Below are 22,205 nucleotides of genomic sequence, written 5' to 3'. Positions count from 1 at the left end.
GATGCCCCGGGCGCGCAAGGCGTGGGCCAGTTGATTGCCACGACGGTCGAACTCGGCGAAGGTCAGGCGTTCATCACCATGGACCAGCGCGATGGCGTCGGGCCGAATGCGCGCGTGGTCGGCGATCAGCTCGTGAATCGGGCGATCGACGTAAGGCGAGAACGGCGGCGTGTTCCATTGATCCAGCGCGGCCAGGTCGGTTTCGCCGAGCAACGGCAGGTCGCCGATGGCGGCATTGGGTTGCGCGCAGATCGCCCGCAACAGCGTGACCAGTTGCTCGAACAAACGCGACACGGTCGAGGCGTCGAACAGGTCGGTGGCGTAATCGAGGTAACCACTGATGCGGCCGTCGCGGTGTTCGAAGGTGCCCAGCACCAGATCGAATTGCGCGCCCTTGATGTCCCACTGGCGCGCTTCGCAGCTCAGGCCGTCGAATTGCAGCAGCGACAGATCCGGCTGTTGCTGGTGGTTGTAGCTGACCTGGAACAGCGGGTTGACGCTCAGGCTGCGCGCCGGTTGCAGCGCTTCCACCAGTTGCTCGAACGGCAGGTCCTGATGGGCGTGGGCGCCGAGCAGGTTGTCCTTGACCTGGGCCAGCAGCGCGGTGAACGGCTGGTCGCCGCTGACCTGGGCGCGCAGCACCAGGGTGTTGACGAAGAAGCCGATCAGGCCCTGGGTCTGCACCTCGGCGCGGCCTGCCACCGGCACACCGATGCGCAAATCGCGCTGGCCGCTGAGGCGATAGAGCAGCGTGTCGAACGAGGCCAGGAACAGCATGAACAGCGTGGCGTCGTGGGCTTTCGCGGTATGGCGCAGCGTGTCGGCCAGGTCTTGCGGCAGCACGAAGGCATGGCGCCCGCCTTTGCCGTCGCGTTCGGCGGGACGCGAACGGTCCGCCGGCAGTTCCAGTACCGGTTGCTCGTCACCCAGCGCCTCGCGCCACCAGTTCAACTGACGCTCGCGCTCGGCACCGCTCAGGTGTTCGCGCTGCCAACTGGCGTAGTCGGCGTAGTGGACGCTCAGCTCAGCCAGTTGGGCGTCGCTGCCCTGGGCAAACCGGCGATAGAGCGCGGCGAAGTCTTCGAGCATGACCTGCACCGACCAGCCGTCGGAGATGATGTGGTGCATGCACAGCAGCAGGCGCCATTGATCGTCGGCCACCCGCGCCAGGGCCACCCGCCACGGCGCGCGCTCGGCGTCGAGGTCGAAGGGCTGGTTCATGAACGCCTCGGCCAGCGCGTCGAATGCCGCTTCCGGCGCAGCGTTATCGCGGAGGTCATGACGGGCGATGTGCACGCTGCTGATCGGCAGAATCCGCTGCTGCGGCACCGCCTCCCCGTTTTGCATCGGCGATGGGCGGAAGCAGGTGCGCAGGGTTTCGTGACGGGCCGCGAGGGCGTCGAAGGTCTGCTGCAGGGCATCGAGCTTCAGCGCGCCGCTGAGGTTGAGCACGCACGGCAGGTTGTACGCGACGCTCTCGGGCTCCAGTTGCGCGAGGAACCACAAGCGTTGCTGGGCGAAGGACTGCGGCGCGAACTCACGGTCGGTGCGCGGCTGCAGAACCGGCATCGCCGTGTCGAGCGCCTGGGTGTTCAGGTAGTGGGCCAGATCGGCGAGGACCGGCGACTCGAACAGCGCACGCAGGGGCAGCTCAAGCTTCAGGTCGCGGCGGATCTGCGCCACCAGTTGAATGCCCAGCAACGAATGCCCGCCGAGGGCGAAGAAGTTGTCCTGACGACCGATTTGCACCACGCCGAGCAGGTCTTGCCACAGGGCGGCTAGCTGGGTTTCGACCCCGGCCAATGGCGCTTCGAAAGTGCGCTGCTGGATCTGTGGATCGGGCAGCGCCTTGCGATCGAGCTTGCCGTTGGCGGACAGCGGCAGCTTTGCCAGTGCGACGAAGTGGGCCGGGACCATGTAATCCGGCAGGCGCTGTTTCAGCTGGGTGCGCAGGTGTTCTTCGTCGAAATCGTCGGCGACCAGATAGCCCACAAGTTGCATGCCTGTGGCGAGCTCGCGGGCAATGACCACCGCTTCGCTGACCGACGGGTGATCCAGCAGAGCCGCTTCGATCTCGCCGATTTCTACGCGCAAACCGCGCAGTTTGATCTGGTGATCGAGACGGCCGAGGTATTCCACCACGCCGTCCGCACGCCAGCGCGCCAGGTCGCCGGTGCGGTACAGACGCTCGCCGTCGCCGAATGGGCTGGCAACGAAACGCTCGGCAGTCAGGCCGGGACGCAGGTGATAACCGCGCGCCAGACCGTCACCGCCGATGTACAGCTCGCCCGGTACGCCGACGGGTTGCGGGTTGAGGCGGCTGTCGAGGATGTGGATCTGCAGGTTGTTGATCGGGCGGCCGATAGGCACGGAAATGCCCGGCTCTTCAACGCAGGTCCAGTGGGTGACATCGATGGCCGCTTCCGTCGGGCCATACAGGTTGAACAGGCCGGCATTCGGCAGGCGCTGCAGGGTTTCCCGGGCCAGATCGGCAGGCAAGGCTTCGCCGCTGCACACGATGCGTTTCAGCGAAGCGCAGCCGGTGAGATCGTCCTGGGCCATGAAGGCGCCGAGCATCGACGGGACGAAGTGCAGCGTGGTGATCTGCTGTTTTTCGATCAGCTTGGTGAGCGCAACAGGATCGCGGTGATCACCCGGCTGAGCGACCACCAGACGCGCACCGACCATCAACGGCCAGAAGAACTCCCAGACCGACACGTCGAAACTGAAGGGCGTTTTTTGCAGCACGGCGTCGGTTGCATCGAGGGCGTAGGCCTCTTGCATCCAGGCCAGACGGTTGAACAGCGCCGCGTGAGTGTTGCCCGCGCCTTTCGGTTTCCCCGTCGAACCGGAGGTGTAAATCATGTAGGCCAGTTGCTCGGGGTGCAGATCAACCATCGGGGCCGTAACGGGATAAGCCGCCAACGCCAGATGATCCAGATTCAGCACCCGCAGTTCTTCAACAATCGACAGGTCATTGATGACCCCATCGTGGCTCAGCAACAAACCAATCCCGGCATCTTCCAGCATGTAACGCAGACGATCAGCGGGATACTCGGGATCCAGCGGCACGTACGCAGCACCGGCTTTCAGCACTGCGTACAACGCAACCACCATTTCCACCGAGCGCAACGCCGCCACGCCCACCAGGGATTCGCGCCCGACGCCCTGCTCGCGAAGGTAATGGGCCAGTTGGTTCGCGCGCTGATCCAGGTCGCGATAACTCAACACCTCCTCGCCAACGCGCAACGCTTCCCGCTCGGGATACAGCTGCGCCAGCCGCTCAAAATGCTGATGCACAAACGGCTCCGAGTCCCAATCCCGCGCCGTGTCATTGACCAGCGCCAACTGCGCGCGGTCTTCAGCATCCAGCAACTCGAAGTCGCCAATTGCCGCGTCCGGCTGCTCGATCAACTCGATAAACAGCTGCTCAAAGCGCCCATGCAAACGCTCAATACTGCCGTGATCAAACAGATCCGTGGCGTAAGTCCACGACCCACCCAGCCCGCCGTCGGCGTCCTCAAAGGTGTTCAGCGCCAGGTCGAACTGGCTGCTGCCGTCGTCCAGCGGCAGCACCTCGGCGCGCAGGCCGGGCAATCCAGCGAGGGATTCAAAGTTCTGCTGCTGATGGTCGTAGGCCACCTGGAACAGAGGGTTATGGCTCAGGCTGCGCGCAGGTTGCAGCGCCTCGACCAGTTGCTCGAACGGCAGGTCCTGATGGGCCTGGGCACCGAGGGTCCGCGTCTTGGCCTGCGCCAGCACCTGACGATAGGTCAGCTCGGCGGACACTTCGGCGCGCAGCACCTGGGTGCTGACGAAGAAGCCGATCAGCCCTTCGACTTCCAGCCGCGAACGGCCGGCAATCGGCACGCCGATGCGCAGGTCGTTCTGGCCGCTCAGGCGGTGCAGCAACACTTGATAGGCCGACAGAATCGCCATGAACGGCGTCACGCCCTGCTGTCTGGCGAACTCGCGCACGCGCTGACTAAACGCGATATCGAAGGCGAACAGCACGCGATCACCGCGATAGCTTTGCTGGGGCGGACGCGGTCGGTCGGTCGGCAGTTCCAGCACGGGATGCTCGTCACCCAGTTGCTCGCGCCAGTAGTTCAACTGCCGCTCGCCCTCACCCGCCGCCAGCCACTCGCGCTGCCATGCGGCAAAGTCGGCGTATTGCACCGGCAATGGCGCGAGTTGCGGCGCGCGGTTTTCCACGGCCGCGCGGTACAGCTCGCAGAATTCCTGCAGCAGCACGCGCACCGACCAACCGTCCGAGATCATGTGGTGCAGGCACAGCAGCAAACGCTGTTCATCGACCGCAACCCGCACCAGCGCCAGTCGCCAGACGGGGCTGCGCGACAGGTCGAACGGACGCTTGACGAAGTCTTGAGCCAGGGCGTTGAAGGCGGTTTCGATGTCTGCTTCGGCGGTGATGTCTATCCGTTCAATCTGCACGGACCGGGCAGGCTCGATTTGTTGCATCGGCACGCCCTCGACCGCCAGGAACCGCGTGCGCAGCACCTCATGGCGCGCGGTGAGGCCGTCGAATGCCGCTTGCAACGCAACCTCGTTCAACTCGCCGCACAAGCGCACGGCGCCCGGCAGGTTGTAGGCATGGCCGCCGGGTTGCAGCTGATCGAGGAACCACAGGCGCTGTTGGGAGAACGACTGCACGGCCCGGTCTTGCGAACGTGCGGTCAGCTCAAGCTGCTTGGCATCGGTGGGTGCCAACCCGGCAATGCGCTGGGCGAAATCACTGAGGCGCGGCGCGTCGAACAGCGCGCGCAACGGCACGCTCAGTTGATGCTCATGGCGCAGCCGGGAAATCAGCTGCATCGCCAGCAGCGAGTGGCCGCCGAGCTCGAAAAAGTGATCGTTGCGGCCGACGGCGTCGATGCCCAGCAGTGGCTGCCACAGCGCCGCCAATTGCTGTTCAAGGCGCGTTTGCGGCGCTTGGTAGTCGCTGGAGATCACCTGTGGATCGGGCAGCGCGTTGCGGTCGAGCTTGCCGTTGGGCAACTGCGGCAGGCGTTCCATGACCACGATGTGCGCCGGAACCATGTATTCCGGCAGGGTGTTTTTCAGCTGCTGCTTGAGGCTGTCCTCGGCCAGACCGTTGCCGCCGACATAACCGAGCAAGACTTTTCCGTTCGCGCCGTCACGGACAACGACCAAGGCCTCGCGAACGCCCTTGCAGGTTTTCAGCGCCGCTTCGATCTCGCCGGCCTCGATGCGGAAGCCACGGATCTTGATCTGATGGTCGATACGGCCCAGATACTCCAGCAGCCCTTCGCTGTTCAGGCGCACGCGGTCGCCACTGCGGTAAATGCGTTCGCCTGCACGGAATGGATGCGGCAGGAAACGCTCTGCCGTTGCGCCCGGACGGTCCAGATAACCCCGCGCCACGGCACCGCCGAGGTACAGCTCACCGGCAATGCCTTGGGGCAGCGGGTTCAAATCCGCGTCCATCACGTAGCCCTGACGATCCCCCACCAGATCACCGATCGGCGCGTAGGCCGTGGTGAAGTCGGCAGTTTCAGCAGACGCCAGCCACAAAGTCGGCGTGACCACGGTTTCCGTCGGGCCGTAGCCGTTGATGATCCACAGCGGCTGCAAATTTCGGATCACGTCATGCAGCATCTCGCGGCTGAAGGCTTCACCGGCAAAGCAGTAGGTTTTCACGCCAGGCCCCTTGCCCTTCACGCCGGCCCAGTCCGACAGCTGACGCAGGTAGCTCGGCGGGAACGACGCCACGGTGATGCCTTCGCGAATCAGCGTGTCGTAGGTCTGCTCGACGCTCCACAGTTCCTGATCGCGCAGCACCACGCGGGCGCCGTAGCACAGCGGCATCATCCAGCCTTCGTGGGCGCCGTCGAAGCTGATCGACAGGAAATGGAATTTGCGATCCTCCGGCGTGAAGCGGTAGCGCTCGCCGATGGTCTGGATGTGCATCGAGATGTCGGCGTGGGCGATAGCCGCACCCTTTGGCTTGCCGGTCGAACCCGAGGTGTAAATCAGGTAGGCCAGTTGCTGCGGGTGAATCACCACATCGGGCGCTGTCACCGGCTCGGACGAGCAATCGAGCTGATCGATGTTCAGCAGCAGCACGTCACCCACTGGCACACGATCCAGCGCCGCATCGTGGCTGACCAGCAGCTTCACGCCGCCGTCTTCGAGCATGTAGCGCAGGCGCTCGGTCGGGTAATCCGGATCGAGCGGGATGTAGGCGCCACCGGCTTTCAGCACGGCATAGAACGCCAGCCACAGATCAATCCCACGCTCCATGGCAATCGCCACGCGCACTTCGGTGCCGATGCCCCGGGCGCGCAAGGCGTGGGCCAGTTGATTGGCACGACGGTCGAACTCGGCGAAGGTCAGGCGCTGCTGGCCATGGACCAGCGCGATGGCGTCAGGACGAATGCGCGCGTGGTCGGCGATCAGCTCATGAATCGGCCGATCCACGTAAGGCGAAAACGGCGGCGTATTCCAGGCGTGCATCTGTTGGATGTCGCCCTCGGTGAGCATCGACAGCTCGCCGATGCGCGCCTCGGGGAAGCGGCAGATCCCGTCCAACAGCGCCTGAAAATGCCCGCACAAACGCTCGATCTGCGCGGCGCTGAACACGTTGCTGTGGTAGTTGACGTGAACGTGGGCCTGCTCGCCCGCCACCACCGCCAGGCTCAGCGGGTAGTGGGTCTTGTCGCTGAGTTCGACGGAACCCAGGTTGACACCGTTGGACTGCTTGTCCCGCAGCACCGCGTCCACCGGGTAGTTTTCGAACACCAGCAGGCTGTCGAACAGGTCGCGACCGGCGTGGCCCGCGTAACGCTGGGCCTCGAACAGCGGCGTGTGTTCGTGCTCGCGCAGTTCCAGGTTGTGGGCTTGCAGGTCGTTCAGCCAGTCGCCGACCTTCTGCTGTGCTTGCGGCGCCTGCACCAGCGGCAGGGTGTTGATGAACAGCCCGAGCATGCGCTCGATGCCCGGCACCTGCGCGGAACGGCCGGACACCGTGGCGCCGAACGCCACGCGTTGTTGCCCGGTGTAGCGCTGCAACAGCAGGACCCAGACCGCTTGAATCAGCGTGTTGACGGTCACGCGCTGACGGCGCGCGGCGCTGTTCAGCAGTTCGCTGTTCAGGTCCATGGAAGTGACCCGCACCTGATTCGGCAACGGTTCGCCAGTGGCGGACGTCGGCGCGGTCAGGGCTGCTGCCATCATGGTGGGCTGGTCGAAACCGGCCAGGTGGGTCTGCCAGAAGGTCTTGCTGCCCTCGGCATCGCGGCTCAGCAGCCACTCGACGTAATCGGCGTAATGCCCGGCCGGCTGCGGCGTGGCGTCGGACATCGCCGCCTGAATCACTTCGCCCAGCACCGCCGCGCTGCTCCAGCCGTCCAGCAGAATGTGGTGGAAGGTCCAGACCAGTTTCCACAGCGTCTCGCTCTGGCGGACCAGCAGCACCCGCATCAGCGGCGCGGCGTGCAAGTCGAACGGGGTTTCCCGCTCGGCCACCAGCACGTCCGCGAGGGATTGATCGCCAGCGCGCAGGTCAAGTTCGCGCACGACCAGCGCGGCATCGCGACGGATCAACTGCACTGGCTGTTCGCTGCCAGGCACGCGCAGGAACGCCGCGCGCAGGATCGGATGGCGCTGAACCGCCGCCGCCCATGCCGATTTGAAGCGGGCGACCGGCAGGTGTTCGATGTCCAGCGCCACCTGATTGATGTAAAGATCCCGCGCGCTGCCCTGATCGACGTTCTCGCTGCCGCTCAGCTCGGTGTGGAACAGCAGGCCTTGCTGCATCGGGGTCAGTGGGTGCAGCTGTTCGATGTCCCAGGCCGCGACCGGCAGTGCGTCGAGTTGCGCCTGAGTCAGAGCAAGTGCCGGGAAGTCCGACGGGGTGACCGCAGAGTGGCGACGGCAGTGTTCGATCACCTCATCCAGCGCTTCGCCGTAAGCGTCGAGCAGGCGTTGAATCGACGCGGACTCGTGGCGTTCGCCGCTGAAGCTGCAGGTCAGGCCGAATTGGCCGTCACGGATCTGCGCGTCGATGGACAGCTCGCCATTGAGCGGCGCATCGGCGGCGCGCTGGGCACCGCTGCCCTCCTCGGCCAGACTGAAAAGCCCGCTGCTGTGTTGCAGCCGGCCCATGTAATTGAACAGCACGCAGCCGTCCAGCGCCGGCAAGGCTTCGCCGCGCAGATGGCGCAACAGGCCATAACCCAGGCCGCCATTGGGCACGGCGCGCAGGGTTTCCTTGGTGTGTTTGAGGGCGGCGTCGAGGTCGTCGTCGGCATGCAGGCTGACCGGGTACAGGCTGGTGAACCAGCCGACGGTGCGCGCCGGATCAACGCCGTCGAACAGGTCTTCGCGGCCATGGCCTTCCAGGGCGATCATCGCCTGGGATACGCCGCTCCAGCGCTTCATCGCCCGGACCAGCGCGGTCAGCAGCAGGTCGTTGATCTGCGTGCGATACGCCGCCGGGGCCTCGCTGATCAGCCGGTCAGTGCGAGCAACGTCCAGTTGCAGGTGCAGTTGACGCACGTGGTTTTGGCGCGCTTCGCCCTGGAGATTGGCGCACGGCAATGCGGGGGCTGACGGAAGGTTGCGCCAGTAATCGGCTTCGGCGAGCACGGCGTCGCTGTAGGCGAAATCCAGCAAGCGGTTGGCCCAGCGCTGGAACGACGCGGTCTTGTCGCCGAGGTCGATAGTGAGTCCTGCTTGCGCCTGGGTGTAGGCGTTTTGCAGGTCCTCCAGCAGGATGCGCCACGACACGCCATCCACCACCAGGTGATGAACCACCAGCAACAGACGCTCGCCGCCTTCGGCCAGGGTGAAATGCACGGCGCGAAGCAGCGGGCCGTCTCTCAGATCGAGGCTGGTTTGGGCTTCGTCGCAGGCCGCGGTCAGCTCGTTCAGGGGGATTTCACGCTGCCAGATCAGGCCGTTTCGGGACTGCTCGTCAGTAGAAAGCTCTGCACGATAGCGTTGCTGCCACTGGCCGTTGTCCTGCTGCACAAACCTCATGCGCAGGGCATCGTGATGGTTAAGTATGGCGTGAAGGGCCTGGGTCAGCGCCGGAAGGTCCAGGGCTTCGCTCGGGTTCAACAGCAGCGACTGATTCCAGTGACTGCGGTTCTTCATCGGTTGCTGGAAGAACCAGTGCTGAATCGGCGTCAGCGGGATGTCGCGGTTCAGCTCGATGCGCTCAACTGCGGGCGCGTCCTGAGTGACCACCTGCGCGACCTGGGCCAGCTCGGCGATGGTCTGGCGTTCGAACATCTGCCGGGGCGACAGCACGATGCCGGCCTTGCGGGCGCGGGAGATGATCTGCAGGCTGAGGATCGAGTCGCCGCCGAGGGCAAAGAAGTTGTCCTGACGACCGACCTGGGCGACGCCGAGCAGGTCTTGCCACAACGCCGCCAGTTGGGTTTCGACCCCGGCCAGCGGTGCTTCGAAGGCGCGCTGCTGGATCTGCGGGTCTGGCAGTGCCTTGCGGTCGAGCTTGCCGTTGGCCGACAGCGGCAGGCTGTCCAGGGTGACGAAGTGCGCCGGGACCATGTAGTCCGGCAGGCGCTGTTTCAGCTGGGTGCGCAGGTGTTCTTCGTCGAAATCGTCGGCCACCAGATAGGCAACCAGTTGCATACCCGTGCTGAGTTCACGGGCGATGACGACGGCTTCGCTGACCGCTGGGTGGTCCAGCAGCGCCGCTTCGATTTCGCCGATTTCTACGCGCAAGCCGCGCAGTTTGATCTGGTGATCGAGACGGCCGAGGTATTCCACCACGCCGTCGGCACGCCAGCGGGCCAGGTCACCGGTGCGATACAGCCGCTCGCCTTTACCAAACGGGCTGGCACCGAAGCGCTCGGCAGTCAGTCCCGGACGCAGGTGATAGCCGCGAGCCAGACCGTCGCCGCCGATGTACAGTTCGCCGGGAACGCCGATGGGCTGCGGATTGAGGCGGCTGTCGAGGATGTGGATCTGCAGATTGCTGATTGGGGCGCCGATCGGGACGGAAACGCCCGGTTCATCCACGCAGGTCCAGTGGGTGACGTCGATGGCCGCTTCGGTCGGGCCGTACAGGTTAAAAAGGCCTGCATTTGGCAGGCGCTGCAGGGTTTCCCGGGCCAGATCGGCAGGCAAGGCTTCGCCACTGCACACGATGCGTTTCAGCGAAGCGCAGCCGCTCAGATCGTCCTGAGCCATGAAGGCACCGAGCATCGACGGGACGAAGTGCAGCGTGGTGATGTGCTGTTGTTCGATCAAGGATTTCAACAGCAGCGGATCGCGATGATCACCTGGCTGAGCGACCACCAGACGCGCGCCAACCATCAACGGCCAGAAGAACTCCCAGACCGACACGTCAAAACTGAAGGGCGTTTTTTGCAGTACCGCGTCGGTGGTGTCGAGGGAATAAGCGTCCTGCATCCAGGCCAAACGGTTGAACAGCGCCGCGTGAGTGTTGCCCGCGCCTTTCGGTTTCCCCGTCGAACCGGAGGTGTAAATCATGTAGGCCAGTTGTTCGGGGTGCAGATCAACCATCGGGGCCGTAACGGGATAAGCCGCCAACGCCAGATGATCCAGATTCAGCACCCGCAGCTCTTCAACAATCGGCAGGTCATTGATGACCCCATCGTGGCTCAGCAGCAGACCAATTCCGGCATCTTCCAGCATGTAGCGCAGACGATCAGCGGGATATTCAGGGTCCAGCGGCACATAAGCGGCACCGGCTTTCAGCACCGCATACAGCGCAACCACCATTTCCACCGAACGCAACGCCGCGACGCCGACCAGCGACTCCCGGCCGACGCCCTGCTCCCGAAGGTAATGCGCCAGTTGATTCCCGCGCTGATCCAGCGCCTGATAACTCAGCACCTTATCGCCAAAGCGCACCGCCTCCCGCTCGGGATGCACCTGCGCCAGATGCTCAAAGTGGCGATGAACAAACGGCTCGGCCCCCCACTCCCGCGCCGTGTCGTTCACCGACAACAACTGCGCGCGGTCCTCAACATCCAGCAATTCGAAATCGCCAATCGCAATGTCCGGCCGCTCCAGCAACTCGGCAAACAGCTGCTCAAAACGCCCATGCAGGCGCTCGATGCTGCCGTGATCAAACAGATCCGTGGCGTAATTCCAGTTACCCGCCAGTTCCCCCGCCGCGTTTTCCCAGGTGTGCAGCGCCAGGTCGAACTGCGCGCTGCCGTTGTCCAGCGGCATCAGCGTGGCGTTGAGGCCGGGCATCAATTGCAGCGCTTCGTCCTGGCGTTGCTGATGGTTGTAGAGCACCTGGAACAGCGGGTTGTGGCTGAGGCTGCGCTCGGGCGCCAGGGCGTCGACCAGTTGCTCGAACGGCAGGTCCTGATGGGCTTGGGCGCCCTGGGACGCCAGGCGAACGCTGTCGATGATCTGCTTGAAACTGGCGTCGGCCTGGACATCGCCGCGCAGAATCTGGGTGTTGACGAAGAAGCCGATCAGACCCTCGGTTTCGGCGCGCTGACGCCCGGCAATGGGTACGCCGATGCGCAGATCGGTCTGCCCGCTCAGCCGTTGCAACAGCACTTGATAGGCCGCGAGCAGGACGGTGAAGAGTGTCACGCCGCGCTGGCGGGCCAGTTCACGCATGCGGCCGGACAGCGCCGCGTCGAAGCTGAACGGCAGGCGCGCGCCGCGGAAACTCTGGCGCGCCGGGCGTGGACGGTCCGCTGGCAGTTCCAGCACCGGCGGCTCGTCGCCCAGTTGCTGCTGCCAGTAGGCGAGTTGCCGATCACCCTCGCCCACGTCCAGACAGGCACGCTGCCACAGGGCGACGTCGGCGTAGCTCAGAGGCAGCGGTGGCAGTGAGTCAGTGTCGTTTTGAAGGGCAGCGCGATAGGCTTCGACGAAATCCAGCAGCAGCACTTGAATCGACCAACCGTCGGCGATGATGTGGTGCAGACACACCAGCAACACATGCTCATCCGGGCCGCGTTCGATCAACGCCACGCGCCACAGCGGGCCCTGGGCTAGATCATACGGACGTCGGGCGAAGGCGTCGGCCAGCGCCTGCACCTCGCCCTCGTCAGCTGCGTGCAGACGTTCGAATGGCAACGACTGATCGCCGAGAATCACCTGCTCCGGCGTGCCGTCTTCAGCGATGGCAAACACCGTGCGCAGGCTGGCATGACGCTCGGCCACGCGCTCGAACGCCGTTCGTACGGCTGCAACATTCAGCTCGCCCTTCAGGCGCAAGGCACCCGGCAGGTGATAGGTGCTGTTGCCCGGTTCCAGTTGTTCGAGGAACCACAGCCGCTGCTGGGAAAACGACGCCGGGCTGCGCTCGCCCGCCACGCCCGGTGGCACCGGCAACGACGACGCGTCCAGGCCCTGCTCGCGCAGCTTGTTCAGAAACACCCGACGCTGAGCGCTGCCAAGGCTGAGGAAACGCGTGGCCAGGGCCAGCAGCTTGCTCCGGGAAGTCATGCTCGGTTGCGACATCAGTTGCTTTCCTCCAGCTCATTCATTAACTCGTCCAGGGCATCGAGCCGGTCGAGTGTCAGGGTCTGCCCCTGCAAGGTGTCGATCAGCGCCGCCTGGGCGGCGACGGTGGTGGCTTCGAAGGCCTGGGCCAGCGGGATGCTCACGCCGAGGCGCTCGCGAATCCGCGACAGCAGGCGCGTCGCCAGCAACGAATGGCCACCCAGTTCAAAGAAGTTGTCGTGACGACCGACCTGCTCGATCTTCAGCAGGCTCTGCCAGAGTTCGGCGAGGACTTCCTCGCGCTCGCCCTGTGGCGCTTCGAACTCGCGTTCTTCCAGGCTCGGCGCCGGCAGCGCCTTGCGGTCGAGCTTGCCGTTGGCGTTGCGCGGCATCTGCGCCAGCACGACGATGTGCGCCGGCACCATGAACGCCGGCAGTGTTTGCGCCAGCGCGGTTTTCAGCACGTCACTGGACAACGCCTGCTGCGCCTCGGCGACCACGTAGGCCACCAGTTGCGGGCCGTGGGCCGTCGGTTGCGCGCTGACCACGGCGTCGTGCACCGAGGGTTGCGCCAACAGCAGGTTTTCGATTTCGCCCAGCTCGATGCGCTGGCCGCGGATCTTCACTTGGAAGTCCGCACGGCCGACGTATTCCAGCGCGCCGTCGGCGTTCCAGCGGGCCAGGTCGCCGCTGCGATACAGCCGCGCACCCGCCTCGCCAAACGGATCGGGCAGGAAGCGCTCGGCGGTCAGGCCTGGCCGCGCAGCGTAGCCACGGCCCACACCGACGCCGCCGATGTACAGCTCGCCCACCACACCGGGCGCTGCCAGTTGCAGGTGGGAATCCAGCACGTAAAGGCAGTTGTTGTCGGTGGGTCGGCCAATCGGCATGTTGGCGTTGAGCGCCGGCGCGGCGATCAGGGTGTGCAGCGCGACATCGTCGGCGCACTCGGCGGGGCCATAGGCGTTGACCAGCGGCACCTCGGGGTAGCGCGCGAACCAGCGCGCGGCGAGGTCCGTGGTCAATGCTTCACCCGTCGGCAGCAGCCAGCGCAAGGCATCGAGGCGCTGGGGCGCGACCGCGAGCATGGCGTCGATCACCGCCGGCACGCACTCTAGGACGCTGACCTGATTGGCCGCCACTTCTTCCAGCAGGCGTTGCGGGTCCTGCACCACGGCGTCCGGCAGGATTTCCACGCGCCCGCCGAACAGCGGCGCGGTCAGGAATTGCCATACGGAAATGTCGAACCCGGTGGCGGCGGTCTGGGCAATGACATCGCCCTCGCCCAGGCGCAGATACGGCAGCTTGGACATCTGGTTGTTGAGCATGCCGCGCTGGTTGACCATCACCCCTTTCGGCTCACCGGTGGAGCCGGAGGTGTAGATGACGTAAGCCAGTTGCTCGGCCGTCGCGTAGCGGCCGGGGTTCTGGTCAGCAAGAGAATCGCTTCCGGCCAGCACGTCCTCAAGCACCAGCACACGGGGCTTGCGTTCAGCCAGCGCAACAATCGCCTCGACCTGGGGCAGACATTCGCGGGGCGTCAGCAATACCGGCGCGGCGCTGCTCACCAGCATGCGCGCGCTGCGCCCGGCCGGGTGACGATCATCCAGGGCCAGATAGGCCGCACCGGCCTTGAACGCGCCGACGATCATGCTCAACAACGGCAGGCCGCGCGGTGCAAACAGCGCCACTACATCATCGCCCTGCACGCCCGCTGCGATCAGTCCGTGACCGATGCGGTTGGCCTGGCGATTGAGTTCGCGGTAGGTCAGGCTGTGACCCTGACAGCGCGCCACTTCCTGGGCCGGATGGGCCAGCACCCGCGCCTCGAAACGCTCCAGGTAGCTGATGTCGTACCAGTGTTTTTGCACCGGGCCGAGCCCTTGGGCCAGCAACTGCTCGCGCTCCGTTTGCTCAAGGATCTGCAACTGGCTCAGCGTCTGCTGCGGGTTGTCGATCAACTGCGTGAGCAGACGACGGAAGTGGCTGACCAGCGTGCCCATGTCGGCGTCGTCGAAGTGCCGGGTGTCGTAGGTCAGCTGCAGTTGCAGGGATTCGCCCGGCAGCAACACCACGGTCAACGGGTAGTTGGTGTGGGTGCGGTTGGCCAGCGGGTTGATGCGGTATTCGTTCACGGCCTGCTGCACCTCGGCGCCCAACGGAACGTTCTCGAAAACAAACAGGCTGTCGAACAGCGGCTGGCCGCGCGGGGTGTCGGCGAGCAGCTGAATGTCGGCCAGGGACAAATGTTCGTGCTGGCGCATGTCGGCGTTCTGCCCCTGCAAGGCGTTGAGCAGCTCCAGCGCCGAGGCGCCGATGCCCGGCCGGCGGATGCGCAGCGGCAAGGTGTTGATGAACAGCCCCAGTGCTCCTTCGATGCCTTCCAGCTCGGTCGGGCGACCGGCCACGGTGACGCCGAACAGCACTTCGTCGCGGTCGGCATGGCGCATCAGCAACAAGGCCCAGGCGGCCTGAACGAAGGTGTTGGCGGTCAGACGATGCTGACGCGCTTGTTCGGCGAGTTTTGCGGTCTGCTCGACGCCCAGCGCCAGGGTGACGTCGCGCATTTGCGAATCTCCCTGAGGGCTATGGCGGTACGGCAGCGGCGTGACGTCGGTGAAGCCCGCCAGCGCGTTGCGCCAGTAATCGCGGCTGACCGCTTCGTCCTGCTCGGCGAGCCAGGCGAGGAAGTCGCGATACGGCCGCGCCGGCGGCAGGCTGACCTGACGGCCCTCAAGGAACGCGCGGTAATGGGCGAAGAACTCGGTGAGCATCAGGCCCCGGCACCAGGCGTCGATCAGCGCGTGGTGGTGGCTCTGAACGATGCGGAAATCGGCCTCGCCGAACTTGATCAGGCGCAGGCGCAGCAACGGCGCGCGGGCGAAATCGAAGCCCTGCTCGCGCTCGCTTTTCAGCAGTTCATCAAGCTCGGCTTCGGCGGCGGCGCGGGACAGATGGCTGAGCTCGATCAGTTGCACCGGCGACGGCACGCGACGCATGACAATCTGACGCTGCACGCCGCTCTCCAGGCCGTGAAACGCCGTGCGCAACGCCGGGTGACGCTGCACCACTTGCTGCCAGGCGAATTTGAACGCGTCGAAATCCACGTGGGCGCCGACGTCGTACTGGTCCTGCATCAGGTAGATGCCGTTGCCCTGCTCCAGCAGGCTGTGCAGCAAAATGCCCTGCTGCATCGGCGCCAGCGGCAGAATGTCTTCGATCTCCCGCGCAGGAATGCCCAGCCCGTCGAGCTGGGCCTGATTCAAGCCCGCCAGCGGGAAATCCGAAGGCGTCAGGCCGGCGTTGGATTCATCGCCGCAATGGGCGATCAGCTGCAGCAACTGCGCTTCATACAGCGCCACCAGTTGCTCGATGCTGTCGCGGCTGAAGCGTTCGCGGCTGAAGGTCCAGTCCAGCTGCAACTGGCCGTCGCGGACCTGCCCGTCCACCGCCAGGGCATTGGCCAGCGGCCCTTGGGGGTCACGCAGAGTGTTCGGCGTGCGGCTCGACAATGCGAAGAGCGCGCCCTCGCTGTCGTCGAAACGGCCGAGGTAGTTAAAGGTCACGCCCTGGCCGGTCAAATCCGGCAACTCTGCACCGGCGAGGTATTTCAGTACGCCATAGGCGAGGCCCTTTTCCGGCACGGCGCGCACGGTTTCCTTGACTACCTTGAGGGTAGCGATCGCGTCATCCTCGGCGTTCAGCGCCAGCGGGTACAGGCTGGTGAACCAGCCGACGCTGCGGCTCAGGTCCAACTCGCCGGTGACGTCCTCGCGGCCATGACCTTCGAGGCTGATGACGTGGCGACGGCGGCCGCTCCACTGCCACAGCGCCTGGGACAGCGCCGCCAGCAGCAGGTCATCGATGCGTGTGCGGTAGGCGGCCGGGGCTTCGCTGAGCAGGCGGCGGGTGGCGGTCGCGTCGAGGGTCAGGTGCAGGGTTTCGCCGTCGCCGACAAGGCTTTCCACGGACGCATCGCCGGGCAGGATGGCATCGGCGGCGTTCAGCCCTTGCCAGTACGGCAGTTGTTGTTGCAGCTCAGGGCTGTGCGCCAGGGTACTCAGCGACTGGGACCAGGCCTGGAAGCTGGCGGTTTTATCGGCCAATGCCACGCGCTTTCCAGCCGCCAGTTGGCTGTAAGCCAGTCGCAGATCTTCCAGCAGCACCCGCCACGAGACGCCGTCCACGGCCAGGTGATGGATCGCCAGCAGCAACCGCGCCTCGCCCGATGGCAGGCGCGCATGGACCACCCGCAGCAGCGGACCGGTGTCGATGTTCAGGCTGCGCTGCGCTTCATCGTTCAGTGAATCGAGGTCATCTTCACGGCTCAGTTCACAGGTCCACAGCACGCGCTCGGCACTTTCGCTGTCGCGATAACGCTGCTGCCACTGGCCTGCATCGTTCCGATGGAAGCTCAGGCGCAGGCTGTCGTGATGGGCCAGCACGGTCGCGAGGGCCTGTTGCAGACGCGCGGTGTCCAGCGCCTCGGGCACGTCGAGCAGCAACGACTGGTTCCAGTGTTGACGCTGGGCGATGGGCAGGCTGAAGAAGCGCGCCTGAATCGGCGTCAGGGCAAACTCGCGGGGTGCAACGGCTGCCGTAACAGGCGCGGCTACAGGTTTGGCTTCGGCCACCGTGGCGACCTGGGCGAGTTCGGCGATCGTCTGTTTTTCGAACAGCTGCTTGGGCGTCAGGCGAATGCCCTGACGCCGGGCACGGGCGATGATTTGCAAGCTGAGAATCGAGTCGCCGCCGAGGGTGAAAAAGTTGTCGTGACGGCCCACCGCCTCGACGTTCAGCGCCGCTTGCCACAGCGCGGCGAGTGCGGCTTCGACCCCTTCACGGGGCGCTTCGAAATCGTCGGACGCCAGGGCCGGCGTCGGCAGCGCGTTGGCGTCGAGCTTGCCGTTGGCGGTCAGCGGGAAGGCATCGAGGGTCAGGATGTGGCTCGGCACCATGTAGTCCGGCAGGCTCTGGGCCAGCTGTGTGCGAAGCGCCTCGCCGTCCACCGTTGCACCACTCGCCACCAGCGCATAAGCGATCAATTGGCCGCGATCATCGACGCGCACGTGGGCGTCACGCAGGCCGTCCAGCTGGCGCAGGCGCTGGGCGATTTCACCCAGGGCTACGCGGTAGCCGCGCACCTTGACCTGATCGTCGGCACGGCCGAGGAACTGAATCTGCCCGTTGGCCAGCAAGCGCGCGCGGTCACCGCTGCGGTACAACCGCGTGCCGTTGCCGCTCGGATCAGGAATAAACGCCGCAGCGGTCATGGCCGGACGCTGGTGATACCCCCGCGCCAGACCCGGCCCGCCGATGTACAGCTCACCGACGTCGCCCTGCACCACCGGCTGCAGTTGGTCGTTGAGAATCAGCGCCACGGCGTTCGGCAGCGGGCGGCCGACGGGCACGCTGTCGCCCATCGACTCTTCAAACGCCTGATTGCTCAGCACGCCGACGGTGGTTTCGGTCGGGCCGTAGTGGTTGATCACCCGGCAGCCGGGCTTTAAGCGCTTCACCTGCGCGACCAGCTCCCACGGCAGCGTATCGCCGCCAAGGATCAGCGCGTGTTCCGGCAGCACATCGGCCGCATTCGTCGCCTGCAACAGGCCGTTTAAATGAGTCGGCACGATCTTCAGCACACCCACCTTGTGCTCGGCCATGTAGGCGGCAAAGCGGTCGGCGTCGTTGGTGCGGTCGGGGCTGATCAGGTGCAGCGAACGCGCCGAGCACAGGGCGCCGAACAGCACGGTGTGGCCCAGGTCGGCGCCGACGGTGGAGACCATCGCCATGCTCGCCTCGGGCGCCAGATCAAGACGCGCTAGCAGGCCCTGGACGTAATCGGCCAGGGCGCCATGGCTGATGACCACCCCTTTCGGCGTGCCGCTGGTGCCGGAGGTGTAGATCAGGTACGCGGCCTGATCGGCGTGGGGTTGCAGCTCCAGGGCTTGCGTCGGCAACAAGCGCCAAGGGGCATCGAGCGCTACGCTGATGACGTCGCCGTGGAAGTCAGCCGGTGCAGCCACATCGCTGATCAACCCGCTTGCGCCACTGTCGGCCAGGACAAACGCCTGACGTTCGGCCGGCCATTTCGGGTCCATCGGCACAAACGCGGCGCCGCTCTTGAGCACCGCCAGCAGGCCGACGACGAACTCCTGCGAGCGCTCCAGCAGAATGCCCACACGACTTTCCACGCCCACACCGGCCTGACGCAGGTGCTGCGCCAGCTGGTTGGCCTGGGCGTCGACCTCGGCAAAGCGGGCGCTGCGCTGTTCGTCTTGCAGGGCCAGGCGATTCGGTTGTGCGCTGACACTGGCATTCCACAGGCTCAGGACATCGGTGGCCGGGAACGCCAGGGTGTCGGCAGCGACACAAGAAGGCTCGGCACCGATCCGCAGATCAGCCAGACGCACCTGAGGTTGCGCCACCACTTGCGCGCAGATCCACAGCAGATCACCCGCAAGACCGGCGATGCGCGGCTCGTCGAACAGGTCGCAAGCGTAGGTGAACACCGCCTGAATGCCGTCGGCGTCGTCGGTGATGTCCAGACCTAAATCGAAGTGCGCCGAGTAGTCGTCGAGCTGGTTGACGTCCATACGCACGCCGGCCATTTCAACGTTCTGCGGCAGCGGGAACTGTTGGGTGAATTTCACCTGGCACAGCGGGTTGTGGCTGAGGTTGCGCGACACGCCGAGGGCTTCGACCAGTTGCTCGAATGGCAGATCCTGATGGTGTTGCGCGCCCAGCGCGGTGTGGCGCACGGCCTCAATCAGCGTGCTGAACGACTGCTGCGGCGACACCTCGCTGCGCAGCACCAGGGTGTTGACGAACAGGCCGATCAGGCCTTCGGACTCGGTGCAGGTCCGCCCCGCCACCGGGACGCCGACGCGCAAATCGGTCTGGCTGCTGTAACGCTGCAACAGGGTTTTGTAGGCGGCGAGCATGACCATGAACAGGGTCGCGCCGTGGCGGCTGGCGAGGTCGCGCAGGCCCTGGCTCAAGTCGCGGTCGAGGGCAATGGCGTAACGGGCGCCGCGATGGCTCTGTTGCGCCGGACGCGGGCGGTCGGCTGGCAGGTTCAAAACGGTCTGGGCATCACCCAGTTGCTCACGCCAGTACGCCAGTTGGCGCTGCCCTTCGCCACCGGCCAGACGCGCGCGCTGCCAGGCGGCAAAGTCGGCGTATTGAATCGGCAGCGGCGGCAACGCCGGCTCCGCGCCCTTTACATGGGCGCTGTACAGCGCGGCGAATTCCTTGAGCATGACCTGCACCGACCAGCCGTCGGCGATGATGTGATGCAGCACCAGCACCAGTTGCTGCCGATCCGCCGCCAACCGCACATTGAGCACGCGCCACAGAGGACCGTTCTGCAAATCCATCGGTTGCTCGACGGCTGCTCTGGCCAATTCGCTCAACGCCTCCTGCGGGTCGGTGTCCTCGCTCAGGTAATGGCGTTCGATCAGCACGGGGCCCGACGCGTGAATGCGCTGCACCAGCTTTTCGTTGGCGTCGATGGCGAAGGTGGTGCGCAGGCTTTCATGGCGGGCGGCCAGGTCGTCGAAACTGCGTTGCAGCGCGGCGTCATCCAGTGCGCCGTTGAGGCTCAACTGGCCGCAGAGGTGATAGGCGCTGCTGTCCGGCTCCAGCTGCGCGAGAAACCACAGGCGCTGCTGGGCAAAAGACTGCTCGGGGTCGCTGTCGCGGGAGATCAGCGGTACGCCAGCAGGGCGTTCGGCGCTGCGGGGCTGGGTGGAGACGTGGACAGCGACGTGGGCGTTAAAAGCGCCAAGGGTCGGGTGTTCGAACAGGTGCGCGGGCTCAAGTGTCAGGCCCAGCTCACTGTTCAGTCGCGACAGCACTTGCACCACGCCGACCGAATCGCCGCCACGGGCGAAGAAGTGGTCGGCGGCATTCAGGTCGCTTTTACCGAGGACCTCCTGCCACGCGGCCAGGACTTCCGGCAGCAACGGCGATGCATCAGCGGGAACGTCTGCGCTGTCCGTATCGAGCAAGCGGCCGTCCTGCCAGATCGCGAAGCTGTCGAGGCTGCCGTTCTGCCAGCCGCTGCGGCAGGCGGAGCGTTGCAGCTTGCCGCTGGTGGTGCGCGGCAGTGCGCCCGGCTCCAGCAGCACAATGACTTTCGGCGCCACCAGAAACAGCTCCGACACCGCGTCGCGCACCGCTTCACAAATCATCGGCGGCTTCATCAGACGGCGCACGTTCCGGCTGATTTCCAGGGCCAGGCCAACGCCTTCGACGCCCTGCTCGTCCGTCACCGGGAAGGCGGCGATGCGCCCGCGACGCAGCAGCTCGACGCTTTTCTCCAGCGCCTGCTCGATGTCCTGGGGGTACAGGTTCTGGCCGTTGAGGATGATCAGATCCTTCAAGCGACCGGTGATGAACAGCTCGTTGTCGCTGGCAATGCCCAGATCGCCGCTGCGCAACCAGCGCTTGCCGTCTTCCTCGACGAAGGTCTGCGCGGTGGCTTCGGCGTTCTGCCAATAGCCCTGGGCGACGCTTGGCCCGGCTATCCAGATCTCGCCGACGTGGCCGGACGCGAGGGGCTGCAGCGTGGCCGGATCGACAATCCGCAGATCGTGATCGGGCCGGCACCAGCCGCACCCCGGCAGACGGCTTTTGGCATTCTGATTGGCGAACACCGCCTCGGCGGCATCCCCGGCGGCGAGCTGGCTGCCGTCGAAATGCTTGATGCCGAACGGCCTGTCGCGCTCGGCGGCACTCACGTACAGCGTCGCTTCGGCCAGACCATAGCTCGGGGTCAGGGCGCGGCGATTGAAACCGGCCGGCGCAAAATGCTCGCTGAAGGCATCCAGGGTGGCGATGCGGATCGGCTCGGAGCCGGAAAACGCCAGGCTCCAGTTGTCCAGTGTCAGGTTTTTCACGGCGCTGGGTTTGATGCGCTCGAAGCACAGGCGATAGGCGAAATCCGGGCCGCCGGAGAAGGTCCCGCCGTACTGACTCATCGCTTCCAGCCAGCGCGCCGGGCGGCCGAGGAAGTAGTTCGGCGACATCAGCGTCAGCGTGCCGCCGTAGTACAGCGGCAACAGCAGACCGCACATCAGGCCCATGTCGTGGTAAAGCGGCAGCCAGCTGACCCAGCTCTCCAACCCCGAATCGGAGACAAAGTGCCGGGCCATGGCGACTTCGTTGGCCATGAGGTTGTCGTGGGAGACCATCACGCCTTTCGGTGCGCTGGTGGAGCCCGAGGTGTATTGCAGGAAGGCCAGCGACGCGGTGTCGATCAGCGGCGCCTGAAACCCTGCATGGCCGTCGCTGATCTCCTCGACTGCCGCGAAACGCCCACCAGCGGGCATGAACGGCTGCAACAGGTGCTGGAATTTATCCAGATCTTCACGCCGCCCGAGGACCATCTGCGGCGCGGCGTCGTGGAGGATGCCGGTCAACCGGTCGAGGTGGGTCTGCCGGTTGTACTCGGGGGCGAAGGCCGGCACGGCGATGACCCTGGCGTACAAACAGCCGAGGAACGCCGCCGCGTAATCGGCGCCGGTCGGCAGGATCAGCACGCACCGCTCGCCGCCCTGCGCACCGAGATTCTGCTGCAGGCAGGCGGCAATCGAACGCGCCTTGGCATCCAGCTGGGCGTAGGTGGTCAGCAGCGGCGGCTGGTCCTCGTGGACGATGTGTCGAAGGGCAATCCGGTCCGGCTGGGTCTGCGCATAAAAGCCCACCAGTTCGGGAAAATGCGCGGCCTGATCTCGTATGGATTTCAT

At 65.3% G+C, this 22,205-nt stretch carries 2 protein-coding genes (1 of these 2 running past the window's edge); both read right to left on the bottom strand.

Translation table 11 applies throughout. From position 1 onward, the window contains the following. A protein-coding gene (locus ABEH28_RS08730) for a non-ribosomal peptide synthase/polyketide synthase (protein WP_346629681.1) crosses the window boundary here: on the bottom strand, positions 1-12,471 show its 5' portion. 3,693 nt of this gene lie to the left of the window's left edge; 12,471 of the gene's 16,164 nt are visible here — the first part of the coding sequence; the start codon lies at positions 12,469-12,471; its stop codon lies off the left edge, out of view. Continuing rightward, entirely contained in the window at positions 12,471-22,205 is a 9,735-nt protein-coding gene (locus ABEH28_RS08725; RefSeq protein ID WP_346629680.1) for an amino acid adenylation domain-containing protein, read from the bottom strand. The genes ABEH28_RS08730 and ABEH28_RS08725 overlap by 1 nt, the downstream gene beginning before the upstream one ends.

Source organism: Pseudomonas sp. Ps21-P2 (assembly GCF_039672565.1).
Taxonomy (GTDB): domain Bacteria; phylum Pseudomonadota; class Gammaproteobacteria; order Pseudomonadales; family Pseudomonadaceae; genus Aquipseudomonas.
This window is presented reverse-complemented; position numbering and strand designations above follow the sequence as displayed.